The organism is Pelatocladus sp. (assembly GCF_059505505.1).
Window position 1 is genome coordinate 1 of record NZ_JCACKS010000054.1, and the last position, 14285, is coordinate 14285.

The window sequence follows — 14285 nt, forward strand, 5'->3', positions numbered from 1 at the left end:
TAGATTTGTGTGTACACCGTAGCCTTTGCAAGGGGAGGGTTAGGGAGGGGTAATTTGAGAACTGGTAGCAATTCGATAACTTGTGTGTACACCGTAGCCGCAGGCGGTGGGGTTCTTTATATGCGTCTTCATATAGAAATGGTATTAGAGGTTTGCTGCTAATTTAATTCCCCAATCCCCAATCCCTAATTTTCTACGCAGGTAAATAAAAGGATTGTATCCATTGCCATTCTTGGCTTAACCCTTCATATAGGGAAACTTGTGGCTGATATCCTAAAATACTTCGTGCTTTTGACACATCTGCTGCGGTGTGACGAGCATCTCCCATAGCTCTTTCTATATAGTTCTTTTTGATGGGATGCTCAACTATTTCTTCCATTGTCTTCAACACTTGTGCTAAAACGACTCTACTACCACCGCCAATATTAAAAATTTCCCCTATAGCTTCTGGTACGGTAGCGGCGGCTAAATTAGCCGCAACAGCATCACTGACAAAGGTAAAGTCTCGAGTTTGCTGTCCATCACCATAAATCGGAATAGCTTCATCTGTTAAAACTGCTTTAAAAAATTTATGGAATGCCATATCAGGGCGTTGTCTTGGCCCATACACAGTAAAGTAGCGCAAAGATACAAATGGTACACCAAAGTTTTTCTGATAAAGTCCACATAAACGCTCGGCTGCTAGCTTAGTAATTCCGTAAGGTGAAACAGGCTTGGGACAAATTTCTTCATGGGTAGGTAGAGTTTCAGCATCACCATACACACTCGAAGTAGAGGCAAACACCAACCTTTTGAGAGAAGGAGTATCTTTTGCCGCTTCTAACAAAACTTGAGTGCTATTAATATTGCGTTCGGTGTAAGCACGAAAACCTTGACCCCAACTGGCTCTCACTCCTGCTTGTGCTGCTTGATGATAGATAACATCGACATCTTTTAAAAGTGTGTGCCAGTCTAAAATCTGAATATTTCCCTCTATTAATGTGAACGCCGGATTTTTTTGTAAATGTGCAATGTTTTGACGTTTGATAACAGGGTTGTAGTAATCATTGAATTCATCTATACCGATGACTTCTTCTCCCCGTTTCAACAATGCGTCTACAAGATGAGAGCCAATAAAACCAGCAGATCCAGTAACTATACTCTTAGCCATAGTGTTTTATTATTTGGATATTTTTGCAAATCAATATTCACAGGTTAATCCTTAGAAGCTACTAACTGCCATTACTTTCTAAGTACTTTTAAAAGTATGATGTTTTCATTGAAATACATAGTTATTTTTACGGAAAACTGTACTTAGTTATTGTTAAAAGTTCAGTATGGAACATGAAAATTAAATTAAATATACCAATTTAAATTTATTTACTTGCATAAATACTAGAATTGGTGAAAAAATTGAACCGCGAGTAGCCATTAGGTATTCTCGCTTGCAAGGGACGCAAGAGGAAATCAGTGAAAGTTTTAATTGTAGGTAATGGAGGGCGCGAACACGCTCTGGCTTGGAAAATATTGCAATCAAAGCAAATTGAGCAAGTTGTATGTGTGCCAGGAAATGGCGGTACAGCCAGTATGTCACGGTGTCGAAACTTGCCTTTACTAATAGATGACTTTGAGGGTATAAGTCAGTTTGCCCAAAAAGAGGGAATTTCTCTGGTTGTAGTCGGGCCAGAAGTGCCTTTGGCTATGGGTATAGCAGATGATCTTCACTCTAAAGGCTTGAAGGTTTTTGGTCCAACCAGAGCCGGAGCGCAAATAGAAGCAAGCAAAGCTTGGGCAAAAAGCTTAATGCAGGAAGTAGGAATTCCAACTGCTCATAGTGTGGTATTTACGCAAGCTGCTGCTGCGAAATCTTATGTCAAAGATCATGGCGCCCCCATCGTTGTGAAAGCTGATGGCTTGGCTGCTGGCAAAGGTGTAACAGTTGCTCAAACACTTGAGCAAGCGATCGCAGCGATTGAGGCTATTTTCCAGGGACAGTTTGGCAATGCTGGAAAATTTGTTGTGATTGAAGAATGCTTAACTGGTGAAGAAGTTTCGATTTTAGCTTTAACAGATGGCTTGACAATTCGGCCATTATTACCAGCTCAAGATCACAAACGTATTGGTGAGGGTGATACAGGAGAAAATACAGGTGGTATGGGAGCTTATGCTCCAGCACCCATTGCAACGCCAGAGTTAATGGCACGAGTTCAAACAGAAGTATTAGAAAAAGCGATCGCAGCTTTGAGAGCCAGAAATATTGACTATCGAGGTGTACTCTATGCTGGACTGATGATTACTCCTGATGGCAATTTTAAGGTTTTAGAATTTAATTGTCGCTTCGGTGATCCAGAAACACAAGTGATTTTGCCGCTTTTGGAAACACCTCTAGAAGAATTAATGCTTGCTTGCATTGAACAGCGCTTGGCACAAATGCCATCAATTGCTTGGAAACAAGGTGCAGCGGCCACAGTTGTTGCTGCTGCTGGTGGTTATCCTGGAACTTATGAAAAAGGGAAAGCGATCGCCTCAATTGCCGAAGCTGAAGCACAAGGAGCAATTGTATTTCATGCTGGTACTAAATTACAGGATCGGCAATTGCTGACAGATGGAGGTCGAGTATTAAATGTGACTAGCACAGGAGAAAATTTTGAGCAAGCACTAGCACAGGCTTATGCTGCTATCAGATGTATTAACTTTGAAGGAATATATTATCGGCGAGATATTGGTCATAGACTCAAAAGGGTGTGAGGGTATGGGGGTGTGGGGAGGGTAGCGCTCATTTCTAAATGTTATTACTTCGTTCTTGATTATCTCCCTTACACCCCTATCCCCCTACACCCCTACTGATGCTTCAACCAACAAACGACGTATTTAATAGCAATAACCATTAAACATAACAAATTTTTATTTTAAAAATGCTGGCTCTATTCAAAAATATCCAAGAAGCGATCGCGAATTGGTGGTTAGAGTTTACTCTCCAGACCAAACTATTGGCTGCTGTAACTTTGGTGGTTTCTTTGGTGATGAGTGGTCTGACCTTTTGGGCAATCAATACCATTCAACAAGACGCCCGTTTGAATGATACTCGTTTTGGTCGTGACTTAGGACTACTGCTTGCTGCTAACGTTGCTCCCTTAATTGCTGATCAAAACCTGACTGAGGTAGCACAATTTTCTCAACGCTTCTACAGCAGTACTTCCAGCGTGCGTTACATGCTTTACGCTGATCAGACGGGGAAAATCTATTTTGGTATTCCATTTTGGGAACCAGAAGTTGAAACCTCCTTGACAATTGAACGACGCATCCAACTACCAGAGGATTACGCTGCTGATGCAGAAAAACCAATGGTGCGACAACATATGTCCCCGGATGGTGTCGTCACAGATGTGTTTGTGCCTCTGACAGTGGAAAATAAATATTTGGGTGTTTTGGCGATCGGTATCAACCCCAATCCGAATGCAGTTATTTCTTCAAACTTTACCCGCGATGTCACCATTGCTGTATTTATTTCAATTTGGGTAATGGTAATTTTGGGAGGAGTCATTAATGCTTTGACCATCACCAAACCAATTAAAGAGCTATTACTAGGAGTCAAGCAAATAGCTGCGGGAAATTTTAAGCAGCGTATTGATTTGCCATTTGGAGGTGAACTCAAAGAGCTAATTTTCAGCTTTAATGAAATGGCAGAGCGTTTAGAACGCTACGAAGAACAGAATATTGAGGAACTAACTGCTGAAAAAGCTAAGTTAGAAACTTTAGTTTCCACCATTGCTGATGGTGCGGTGTTGATAGACGACCATATGCAGGTAATTTTAGTCAACCCTACAGCGCGACGCATTTTTGGTTGGGAAGGGGTTGATGTTGTGGGTGAAAGTGTTCTAAATTACTTGCCGTCAGCAGTACAAATAGAAATCACACGTAGTTTATATGAAATGGCAGCCGGGGAATGTGAAAGCGCCGAATTCCGCATTCCTTTTACTCAACCGAGTAAACGCACTATTCGCATTCTTTTAGCTACTGTTGTTGACCAACAAAGGGAGAGTGTCAAAGGAATTGCCATTACTGTGCAAGATATCACCAGAGAAGTGGAACTAAACGAAGCTAAAAGTCAATTTATCAGTAATGTTTCCCACGAATTACGCACTCCCTTATTTAACATCAAATCTTTTATTGAAACTTTGCACGAATACGGCGAAGAATTAGGTTCGGAACAACGACAGGATTTTTTGTTAACTGTTAATCATGAAACTGATCGCTTGACACGTTTGGTAAACGATGTATTGGATTTATCTAGGCTAGAATCTGGTCGCAGTTACAACCTAGACGGCGTGGATCTAGCACAAGCCATAGAACAAACAATGCGTACATACCAACTAAATGCCAAAGATAAAGGTATTGAACTACATCAAGAAGTTGAACCCAAATTACCTTTAGTAGTAGGTCATTATGATTTGTTGCTACAAGTACTGGCGAATTTACTCGGTAATGCGCTGAAATTCACGCCTTCTGGTGGTAAAGTAATGATTCGTGCTTATCAACTACAGTCGCACTCTCATGATGGCGATCGCCCTCCCCAAGTGCGAATAGAAATTGCTGATACTGGTATAGGTATTGGCCCAGAAGACCAACAAGCAATTTTTGATCGCTTCTTTAGAGTAGAAAATCGTGTCCATACTCTAGAAGGTACAGGTTTAGGATTATCAATTGTCAGAAATATTATTGAAGAAAAGCATCACAGTAGAGTTCATTTAGTTAGCGAAGTTGGTGTTGGTACAACCTTTTGGTTTAATCTATCAGTATTTGAAGAACCTGTATTACCTTCTGCTGAAGTTAGTCAATAACCCCACCTTACTTTGTTGAAGGTGGGGCTTGTAAGAGGTAAATCTTACGTGTTTGACTAGCCCACTGAGACACTGACTGACACGTACTACCAGATACTTCCCCAGTCTGGTCTATCTACAAACTGTTTTACCGACGGTGTTGGGTAATGCCAAGCCATTCTGTCAGTGTTGGGCGAGGGGACTTAACACTTTACTCGTTCGCGCAAGCGTTGCGAAGCAATGCGATCGCTGCTAGCGGTCGGGGTATCCCGGAGAAATTCGATGAAAAATTAGGAATTACAATTGTAGTATCGCAATGATTAGACATATTAATAACAAAGCTAACAGCAACAGTAAAGGCTGATTGCGTCTAATCCAATTTTTTATGGTATTGCTAAAGCTGTTTGCTTCTCGTAACTGCTGTAACTCCAATTCTCTTTCTTCAATATTTTGGTATAGTGTACATTCTTTGGCATAAGGACGTTGGGGAAAATTACAACTATCATCAGCATGGTATGTGCAACTGTCACAAAGATATTGCTCTCCAGTTGACCTGTGTAAAGGAATACCAGGATGACCATAAGCTTTTAATTGAACGCGACAATGAGGACAAGTAATAGCTTGTTTGTCTACAGATTGATGACAACGAGGACAGGTAGTTGTAGTAGTATCCACAGCCTGAGTGTCAGTGAGTAAATACTTTAATCTTAACTACTCCCAATTCGATTCAAAATACTAAAACCACAAAGCTTCGACTACCTGCGTGGGATTTTCTTTATTCGCAGACAGAATTTGACTTTCTTTGAGCAAATACTCTAGAAAAGTGCTAGCAGTGATCGGTAGCTGCTTTTTTTTGGGAAAGATTACCTGCCATTGATGATGAATTGGAAAAGTTTCAATATCCAATATTGCTAGCTGTTTTCTGACTTCTGAACAATTAAGAGTGTGCATAGAGATGATTGCAACTCCCAATCCATCAATTACAGCTTGCTGAATTGCTTCATTACTACCCAATTCTATATTAATTTGCAAGTCTATTTGATGCTGTTTAAAAAACTGTTCTACTATCTTGCGGGTTCCCGAACCTTCTTCACGCATGATTAAAGGTTCCTGAGCAAAAGCTTTCAGAGATAAATTGCGTTCTTTGGCAAAAGGATGATTTGCACAAGCGATCGCCACAAGCGGATTAGCTAAAAATGGCTGTACCTCTATATCTTCTCTGTTTGGTGGACAACTCATGATATACAAATCATCAAGATTTTCATGCATCCGAGCCAATAGTGCATCATGGTTGGTAAATTCTAAAGATAATTTGACACCAGGGTAGAGTTGACAAAAAGGCTTGAGTAGCTTGGGAAGAAAATATTTAGTCGTAGTCACTGCTGCTAATCGCAGTCGTCCCTGTTTCATTCCTTTCAAGTCAAAAATAGTTGTCTCTAGGCGATCGAGACACTGCAATATTTCTCGACAAGTATGCAAAACTTCTTGACCTGCTTGTGTCAGGTAAACACGCTTACCCACTTGTTCAAATAAAGGCATACCAATAGCCTGTGCAAGATGCTTAACCTGCATTGAGACTGTTGGTTGAGTGACAAATAACTCTTCAGCAGCACGAGTGAAACTACAGTGTCTAGCTGCTGCTTCAAATACCTGTAACTGATCGAGAGTAATAGATTTTGAGAGGCTATCCTTTTGTCTAATTTCTGCCAGAGAACTTTTCATAGAACAGTGTGAGCGTTGTCTGAATAAAAAAATAAAAAAAATTAGCAAGACAAAATGTTGCTTAATTTTTGTTTAGTTTTAATATACATTACTTTAACAACGTTAAGGTTGTTTAAGTAAAAATCTCCTGAACTTAGTCCTATAAGCAACAATTAACAATCAACAATCACCAATCAACAAGCCTTGAAGTAGAAGCAGTAAAGCAAGCAGGCAAGTTATAATTTTTGTGCGGACGAACGTAACAAAAATTTATGAGCAACCCCCTTGTACAAGCTTTTTTTGTCGGTAGAGCAGTCGCTGAAGTCATGACAGAAAGCCTGGAAAACGCTTTCACTGATGCTTTGAGCGAAGTAGGCAAATTAGATGCGGAACTGAGAGAAAATTTGCGTCAGTTCACAGATGAAGTGATAGAGCGAGCTAATCGAGCAGCTGATGCTGCTGGTACAGGTGAAAGCACCACAGGATTTAGTAATACAGGTACTAATTCCATTGATTTACAAGCCATGATAGATGAACTGCGGGCAGAAATTGCCTTTTTGCGAACAGAGTTACAACGTTATCGCAGCAGCAGAAGTAGTTAGTAGGGGCGTAGACGCGTTACTCTTACGGGTAGACACGGAGTGGCTACTGACCAGAAATCGCTAACGCGCCTACCGTAGGTAGCCGCAAGGTAGAGTACGCCCGTACAGTGGTTATTAGTTTTTTGTTTAGAAAAATCAACTAGTGACCAACTAGCAATGACTTATGACTATTGACGATTGGCTTTTCACAATTAAAAGTGTCGTTTTTTACTACTGACTTAGTTCAAAACCAGCGGTAAGCAAAGCATATGGAAAAGGGTTATACAGATAAGGCATACCGTTGGAATCGCGAAAACTACTCGAGTAGACGGCGGTTTGTGGACATTTGGTCATTTGTGTTGACCTTACTGTTCAGACTTTGGCTTTACAACAAATCTTGGAGTTATGCAGGTGGAGTTACGGAAGTCAAGCAAGCTGCTAGACGCAAAGTTTTAGCAGTCTGGATTCGTAACACTCTGCTGGATTTAGGACCGACTTTTATTAAGGTTGGGCAGCTTTTTTCTACGCGCGCGGATATATTTCCGAGTGAATATGTAGAAGAATTGTCAAAGTTACAAGATAAAGTACCTGCTTTTAGCTACCAACAAGTAGAAACGATTATTGAGCAAGAGTTGGGTAAGAATATTCCAGAACTCTTTGCTAGTTTTGAACCCATTCCTCTAGCTGCGGCGAGCTTGGGACAGGTACACAAAGCTGTTTTACGCTCAGGTGAAGCTGTTGTTGTGAAAGTACAACGTCCAGGATTAAAAAAGTTATTTGAAATTGATTTAAGAATTCTTAAAGGTATAGCTCGCTACTTCCAAAGTCATCCAAAATGGGGACGAGGGCGGGATTGGATCGGAATTTATGAAGAGTGTTGTCGGATTCTTTGGGAAGAGATTGATTATCTGAGCGAAGGACGCAATGCTGATACTTTTCGTCGCAATTTTCGCACTTACGCATGGGTGAAAGTACCACGTGTTTACTGGCGCTATACTTCCTCGCGAGTTTTGAGTTTAGAGTACGCTCCTGGGATAAAAATTAGTCAGTACGAAGCTATAGAAGCTGCGGGTTTAGATCGCAAGCAAATTGCTCGTCAAGGCGCTCAAGCCTATCTACTTCAGCTACTTGATAATGGTTTCTTTCATGCTGATCCACACCCTGGCAATATTGCTGTTAGTCCTGATGGAGCTTTAATTTTCTACGATTTCGGTATGATGGGACGCATCAAGTCCAACGTACGAGAAGGATTGATGGAAACACTATTTGGTATTGCTTCCAAAGATGGCGATCGCGTTGTGCAGTCTTTGGTCAATTTGGGCGCGTTAGCACCCGTAGAAGATATGGGGCCTGTACGACGTTCAGTCCAGTATATGCTGGATAATTTCATGGACAAGCCTTTTGAAAATCAGTCTGTAGCAGCAATCAGTGACGATTTGTATGAGATAGCCTATGATCAGCCTTTTAGATTTCCAGCTACATTTACATTTGTAATGCGCGCCTTCTCTACTTTAGAGGGCGTAGGCAAAGGTTTAGACCCAGAATTTAATTTTATGGAAGTTGCCCAACCATATGCAATGCAGCTTATGACAAATATGAATGGTTCTGACGGCAATAGCTTTTTAAATGAATTAAGTCGGCAAGCTGCCCAAGTAAGTAGTACAGCGCTTGGACTCCCTCGTAGACTGGAAGATACGCTAGAAAAACTAGAGCGTGGAGATGTACGCTTTCGTGTCCGATCTATAGAAACAGAGCGTCTACTACGTCGGCAAAGCAATATTCAACTTGGCATAGCCTACGCATTAATCATAAGTGCTTTTACACTTTCAGCGACAATTCTATTTGTAAACAATTATTTTTGGCAGGCTCTTTTTATTGGTTTGATCGCAACCGCAGTATTATGGTTGCTAATTAGACTGCTAATGCGTCTTGACCGCTATGACCGTATGTATTAATTTTTGCAGAAAAAATATATGAAACTTCGTTTTACCGGGATTAGTGATCCGGGACTTATTCGTTCTAATAATCAAGATGCTTACTATATTGACCCAGAAGGGCGCTTTTTCATAGTTGCTGATGGTATGGGTGGTCATGCAGGAGGTGAACAAGCAAGTCAAATTGCTGCTCAAGCAGTGAAAAAATATTTGCTTGACCATTGGGATTCTTCTAAAACCTCAGCACAGTTGTTAGAAGATGCTCTATGGCAGGCAAATCAAGCTATCTTACAGGATCAACAGAATCATCCAGAACGATCTGACATGGGAACAACGGCTGTAGTGGTGATTTTCCGTAATGGAGAACCCCCTTGGTCTGCTCATGTTGGTGACTCTAGACTATATCGTTTCCGAGATGCACAATTGCAACAAATCACTGAAGATCACACTTGGATAGCACGTGCCATCAAAATAGGCGATATTACACCAGAGGAAGCGCGGACTCATCCTTTCCGTCACGTTTTGTCTCGCTGTTTAGGGCGTGAAGACCTACATCAGATTGATGTGCGACAACTGGATGTTAAGTCAGGCGATCGCTTGCTATTATGCAGCGATGGACTCACAGAAGAACTCGCTAATGAGAATATCGCTTCCTATCTTCAAGAAAGTCTGTTTGTGGAAAAAGCTGCGATCGCTCTAGTTGAAGCAGCCAAAAAAGAAGGTGGACACGATAATATCACTATTGTCATCGTTGCTTTTGAATGATTTGGGGAAAGGGGGTCGGGGAACGGGAAAAGATAAGAAATATTCACCCCCTTGTCCTCCTTGTCCCCTTCTTCTCAATGCGTGAATTTTGAATTTTGTAGACGCGTAGCGACTACCGCAGGTATTTTTAATTGTTTTGTCCCTGATCCCCAATCCCCGATCCCCTATTTAGTAAATATACTTATCATTTTGTTCAGCCTGAGCATTTTTCTCATTTACAACTTGATACATATAAATTTAACCTCTGAAGAAACTTACCTACAGAGGCTTAATTTTTATTATTTAGTTAATTGACACCTTGCGCTTTATAGGGTATGGCGAATATAATTCTCTTTTACACCCCTTATTTATCCATTTCCAAAAGTAAAAGAGAATTTCGTCCACCAGAGCGTTTCTGGAAAGCCTTCTTTTTACCGGAATTAGCTTCGGTAGACTTGAGGTTTATATCAGTAGGATGAAAATTAAAGATTTAAGTTAGTCAAAAAATCCCCATAAAAGAATATGGGCAAACCACCAAACACTTGTTATCTTTCTTAATATAGATAGACAAACAAGTGCAAGGCATAACAGACTAGCTTAACTGACTCTTCGGAGCCTTTGTCATTGACCGAACTTTGTACTTATTTTTCAGGAGCCAATTATGGATAAGCCTATTGAGTTGAGTTTAGAACAGCAATTTAGCATCCGCTCTTTTGCTACTCAAGTCCAAAACATGAGCCATGACCAAGCTAAAGACTTTTTAGTCAAGCTTTACGAACAAATGGTTGTAAGGGAGGCAACTTACAAAGAATTGCTCAAACATCAGTGGGGGTTAGATTCAGGTTCTAGCTGGGCAGCATAGAATCCTGAGTCGCGGTAGGCGACCTCCTTCTCTTGCTAGGTTCCACCAAGTGAAAAGAGCTGGGGATGTCGGGGCGTCAACTTTGATGAAAAATTTTAACTTGGAAAGTGTAACAACTACAAAAACTAAGTAATTAAACCAAACTTCTATATGGCTCAACTCCAACTATGGAAATTACTAACCTATAGACAAAACTTATACAAGGAGTTCTAAACTCGCTTTGTACAAAATTCTGTGTAACACCCGCCCGTAATCTTACAACAAACTGCTGATTTGTTAGCATATGTTGTTAGATTTTAATTCTTGATCACACCAATTGAATGTTTTTAAAAGTCAACTGGGTCTGTATACTAGTGAAAATTTCCTCGAAAGAAATATTTTATTAATCTCTAGACATATGACTGCTTCACAGTACTAAATGCACAGAGATAATCACAATACAGTCCCTAACCAACTTATTTTTTTTAATTTATATCTTTATTATTTATATTTCTTATAAGCGTATTTTGCAACTCCTAAACAATTTTCCTTAACAATAATTAATATTGCCTCGCTTTATACAGCAAGTAGATAGATACAAGTCAATTCGTTGCAGTTTCTTCTTTCTGTTCAAATTAGCCTGACAGATCGAAGGTCAAATCTGTATCAATAGCTTGTAATTTTGTTACGATTTGGGGTTTTATCTTTTCGTACTCTAACTTAAGTAAATTTTTACTAAGTTGAGGATCATTGAATGATGTTAATGACTTGCTCATTGTTAGCCACTGTTGGAGCCTTTGACGTTGAGCAGAAGCAATAGTCGAGATTATGATGTGAGCGCAATGATTTGGTGCTTCTATTGTAAATATGAGTAGACGATAGTAACCGTTTTGTGCTAGCAAGCGAATGGTTTCTTGAGCAACGTTTGTTTTGAGATCAACGTAACAAGGTAGCCATTTAGAACCATGTTTGTGGTTATAGAGAACAGTAATCCACAACAGCATAGGGTGAGGAGAAGGGATAAAAAGAAACTGGTTATAACGATTACAAACTAAACGCTTGTGAATTTCTGCTTGCGGTAGCATTACCCATAAAGCAGGTTTAAATTCTCCATTTAAATGGATAGACTGAGGAAAAACGATATTGGCAATGGGTTTATTTTCAGGCCAGGAAGCTTGTTGTGCAATTTCATTACTTAATGGAGATACACACGAATTATTACCAAGCTTGTGAGCAACACCAGCTTTTACAGATTGAGGATTGATAATAGCAGGTAAATTAGTGCTTTTTTCTTGAGTGCGCGTAAAATCAAGCTGTTCAAGAGAAGTTAAAACTTTGAGAATTTCACCGATATTTTGAGGGCGATCGCTTGGTGATTTAGCTAAACAACTCATCACCAAATTTTCTAATTGCTCTGGTAATTTTAATGTCGGCGCAACTTCAGCAAAAGTTCGTGGTGCTTGAGTTTGATGTGCTTTGTACCATGCTCCAAAAGAATGGGTTGGCGCCATTAAAGGCATTTTTCCTGTGAGCATTTCAAACATCATTACACCCAAACTATAAATATCAGAGCGGTTGTCTAGATTTTTACCCTCCATTTGCTCAGGTGAAGAATAAGCTAGTGTCCCCAAATAGTAGTTTGTACTCTTGCTATCTGCCTGTAATAATTTAGCAATACCAAAATCTAAGATCTTAGCTAATTCTCCAAAACTGGCGTCTTGAACGACTAATATATTGCTGGGCTTAATATCACGATGGATAATTGGGTAGATTTTGCCATCAACTGGAATACCACTATGAGCGCACTGTAACCCTAAACTAATTTGACGTGCCAAGCTCAAGAATCTTGGTAAAGAACAGACTTGCTTATGAATGACATGGTTTAGACTTTTACCTTGTAAATGTTCCATCACGTAGAACGGAGTATCATGCTCGTCTACGCCGTAGTCCATCACCCGAACAATATGAATACTTTTTTGTCCCAATAAAGCACAGGTTTTTGCTTCTCGTTCAAAACGTTGCTGCAATCGCATTTTTTTATTTTGAACTGACAAAGCCAGAAACTTCACAGCAACAGGTACACCCCCCAAAAGAACATCCTTTGCGCCATAAACCCGACCCATTGCTCCGCTTCCGATTAACTCTTTAAGCTCATAGCGGTTGCTGAGTAAACGACCAATTTTGGGGTCTGACATACAAAATTTGACTCCAATATTCAAAAGTAGGGAAATATTAAAGATGGATAAAGGTTAAGAGGGAAAGGATAGATTTTTACTTCGTTTTATATTTCTAGTTTGCCCACTTTTGACTCAGTTCATTAACTCTAACAATCGACTCTTGACCCGACCCTTGAGTATTGACTATTGAGTAAAATTTATTTCTCCTAGCAATACTCGTTGACTTGCTCCGGTGACGGTTGGTAAGTTACCAGGGAAGTCTAATTGTCGCCAGTAGGCTAAGACAGCAAAGGCGATCGCTTCTTTGAAATCTGCACTGAATCCCACTTCATCTGTGGTTAGAACTGGTATTGTTTCTAAAAGCTGCTGTAAGCGATTTTTTAAATAGAGATTGCGACTACCACCACCGCACAAGAAGACTTTTTGTGGCATTTCAGGCAAAAAAGTGCGGTAATTGTGAACAATGGAAGCAGCAGTTAGTTCTGTGAGGGTTGCTAGTAAATCTGCTGAATTAAGCTCGTAGTATTCTGCATCTTTTATACAGTTTTGTAAATAATCAACACCAAATAATTCTCGACCTGTTGACTTTGGTGGTGGCAAATGAAAGTACTCTTGTTGTAGCCAATGTTCGACTAAGGCATGGCAAGGAGTACCACTAGCAGCCCAGGAGCCATTTTCATCATAGCTTTTCGTACCGTTTGTTAAATAGTTGACTGCCAAATCTAAGAGGCTATTTCCTGGACCTGTATCCCAACCACGAATCTTTTCTAACCAATTATCTTGCCGAGTAGGTAGATAAGTAAGATTACCAATGCCACCTATATTTTGGATACAACGTGCTTCTTGAGGATGACTGAATAAAGCTGCATCTACAGGTGGTACTAGGGGCGCACCTTGACCACCAGCAGCAATATCTGCTACACGGAAGTTACTCACAGTCGTCATACTTGTTAATTGAGCAATGACAGCACCGCGACCGAGTTGGAGAGTGTAACCAAGACTCCGACTGTGAGGAGGTCGATGGTAAACTGTTTGACCGTGAGAGCCAATTAAGGTAGCTGGTTGGCGATCGCTCTGAATATTTTGTGCAGCTTGAGCAAAAGCAATGGCGATCGCATCATCTAATTCTGCCAATTCTGCCATTGAGATGGCTTCACCAGCACAAACAGCCAAAATACTTTCTCTGAGTTCATCTTGGTAGGGATATGTTGCTGCGGCTACCAATTCTACTTGTAAATCAAAGCCTGTACCAGAAATATCTACTAAAGCAGCATCTATACCGTCTACAGATGTGCCACTGATTAAACCAATGACGTGAGTCATAAATATTATTAATAGTTAGTTGTTGGTGGTTGGTGGGTGGTTGGTTGTTGGTTGTTAACCATCTTCCTTCAGCGAACCCAGTTCTCCGAGATTTCTCATAGGATACCTTTACTTCACATCACAAACTAGCTTTTTAACCCACATTCCGCACTTCAAAATGTAGCGCAAGAGATTACATGGTGATT

The 14285-nt window shown here is 40.3% G+C and carries 12 protein-coding genes; 7 read left to right on the forward strand and 5 right to left on the reverse strand.

What is annotated here, in order from left to right; genetic code table 11:
- Positions 1–193: 193 nt before the first annotated feature.
- Positions 194–1150, reverse strand: coding sequence for an NAD-dependent epimerase/dehydratase family protein (locus tag AC5JMK_RS05590; RefSeq protein ID WP_096675404.1), 957 nt, complete (start codon positions 1148–1150; stop codon positions 194–196).
- 299 nt (positions 1151–1449) lie between these two features.
- Between AC5JMK_RS05590 and purD the strand changes: the two genes are divergently transcribed.
- The 3 genes from purD (at position 1450) to AC5JMK_RS05605 (ending at position 5119) form a co-directional block, all read left to right on the forward strand.
- Complete coding sequence (gene purD / locus AC5JMK_RS05595) at positions 1450–2727, forward strand: phosphoribosylamine--glycine ligase (protein ID WP_495909600.1); 1278 nt, start codon at positions 1450–1452, stop codon at positions 2725–2727.
- Between the two features lie 167 nt (positions 2728–2894).
- A complete protein-coding gene (gene nblS / locus AC5JMK_RS05600; RefSeq protein WP_495909601.1) occupies positions 2895–4820 on the forward strand; it encodes a two-component system sensor histidine kinase NblS in 1926 nt (641 codons plus the stop codon).
- Positions 4821–4966: 146 nt separating this feature from the next.
- On the forward strand, positions 4967–5119 hold the full coding sequence (locus AC5JMK_RS05605; protein ID WP_495909602.1) for a hypothetical protein: 153 nt from the start codon (positions 4967–4969) through the stop codon (positions 5117–5119).
- On the opposite strand, the gene AC5JMK_RS05610 is transcribed toward AC5JMK_RS05605, so the two are convergent.
- Together AC5JMK_RS05610 and AC5JMK_RS05615 are read right to left on the reverse strand one after the other, a co-directional pair.
- Entirely contained in the window at positions 5097–5474 is a 378-nt protein-coding gene (locus tag AC5JMK_RS05610) for a zinc ribbon domain-containing protein (protein ID WP_096675401.1), read from the reverse strand. The genes AC5JMK_RS05605 and AC5JMK_RS05610 overlap by 23 nt on opposite strands.
- 60 nt (positions 5475–5534) lie before the next feature.
- Positions 5535–6521: a LysR family transcriptional regulator gene (locus AC5JMK_RS05615; RefSeq protein ID WP_096675400.1), complete on the reverse strand. Its 987-nt coding sequence runs from the start codon at positions 6519–6521 to the stop codon at positions 5535–5537.
- Positions 6522–6772: 251 nt separating this feature from the next.
- On the opposite strand from AC5JMK_RS05615, the gene AC5JMK_RS05620 reads away from it, so the two are divergent.
- The 4 genes from AC5JMK_RS05620 to AC5JMK_RS05635 all read left to right on the forward strand — a co-directional run bounded on the left by AC5JMK_RS05620 (position 6773) and on the right by AC5JMK_RS05635 (position 10621).
- On the forward strand, positions 6773–7102 hold the full coding sequence (locus AC5JMK_RS05620) for a DUF6825 family protein (protein WP_096675399.1): 330 nt from the start codon (positions 6773–6775) through the stop codon (positions 7100–7102).
- A 248-nt stretch (positions 7103–7350) separates the two neighbouring features.
- Complete coding sequence (locus AC5JMK_RS05625; protein WP_096675398.1) at positions 7351–9036, forward strand: ABC1 kinase family protein; 1686 nt, start codon at positions 7351–7353, stop codon at positions 9034–9036.
- 18 nt (positions 9037–9054) lie between these two features.
- Entirely contained in the window at positions 9055–9780 is a 726-nt protein-coding gene (locus AC5JMK_RS05630; RefSeq protein ID WP_096675397.1) for a Stp1/IreP family PP2C-type Ser/Thr phosphatase, read from the forward strand.
- Positions 9781–10420: 640 nt separating this feature from the next.
- Positions 10421–10621, forward strand: coding sequence for an NblA/ycf18 family protein (locus AC5JMK_RS05635; RefSeq protein ID WP_096675396.1), 201 nt, complete (start codon positions 10421–10423; stop codon positions 10619–10621).
- 614 nt (positions 10622–11235) lie between these two features.
- Here AC5JMK_RS05635 and AC5JMK_RS05640 read toward each other — a convergent pair.
- Together AC5JMK_RS05640 and AC5JMK_RS05645 are read right to left on the reverse strand one after the other, a co-directional pair.
- Positions 11236–12795, reverse strand: a complete 1560-nt coding sequence (locus AC5JMK_RS05640; RefSeq protein ID WP_495909603.1) for a serine/threonine protein kinase — start codon at positions 12793–12795, stop codon at positions 11236–11238.
- Between the two features lie 165 nt (positions 12796–12960).
- Positions 12961–14100, reverse strand: coding sequence for an anhydro-N-acetylmuramic acid kinase (locus AC5JMK_RS05645; RefSeq protein WP_096675394.1), 1140 nt, complete (start codon positions 14098–14100; stop codon positions 12961–12963).
- Positions 14101–14285 lie beyond the last annotated feature (185 nt).

What these genes read in the sequence shown, in the direction of transcription:
- AC5JMK_RS05625 (WP_096675398.1), top strand. Translation starts at nt 7,351, where the DNA reads ATGGAAAAGGGTTATACAGATAAGGCATACCGTTGGAATCGCGAAAAC.
- AC5JMK_RS05640 (WP_495909603.1), bottom strand. Translation starts at nt 12,795, where the DNA reads ATGTCAGACCCCAAAATTGGTCGTTTACTCAGCAACCGCTATGAGCTT.
- AC5JMK_RS05615 (WP_096675400.1), bottom strand. Translation starts at nt 6,521, where the DNA reads ATGAAAAGTTCTCTGGCAGAAATTAGACAAAAGGATAGCCTCTCAAAA.
- AC5JMK_RS05630 (WP_096675397.1), top strand. Translation starts at nt 9,055, where the DNA reads ATGAAACTTCGTTTTACCGGGATTAGTGATCCGGGACTTATTCGTTCT.
- AC5JMK_RS05590 (WP_096675404.1), bottom strand. Translation starts at nt 1,150, where the DNA reads ATGGCTAAGAGTATAGTTACTGGATCTGCTGGTTTTATTGGCTCTCAT.
- nblS (WP_495909601.1), top strand. Translation starts at nt 2,895, where the DNA reads ATGCTGGCTCTATTCAAAAATATCCAAGAAGCGATCGCGAATTGGTGG.
- AC5JMK_RS05645 (WP_096675394.1), bottom strand. Translation starts at nt 14,100, where the DNA reads ATGACTCACGTCATTGGTTTAATCAGTGGCACATCTGTAGACGGTATA.
- AC5JMK_RS05635 (WP_096675396.1), top strand. Translation starts at nt 10,421, where the DNA reads ATGGATAAGCCTATTGAGTTGAGTTTAGAACAGCAATTTAGCATCCGC.
- AC5JMK_RS05605 (WP_495909602.1), top strand. Translation starts at nt 4,967, where the DNA reads ATGCCAAGCCATTCTGTCAGTGTTGGGCGAGGGGACTTAACACTTTAC.
- AC5JMK_RS05620 (WP_096675399.1), top strand. Translation starts at nt 6,773, where the DNA reads ATGAGCAACCCCCTTGTACAAGCTTTTTTTGTCGGTAGAGCAGTCGCT.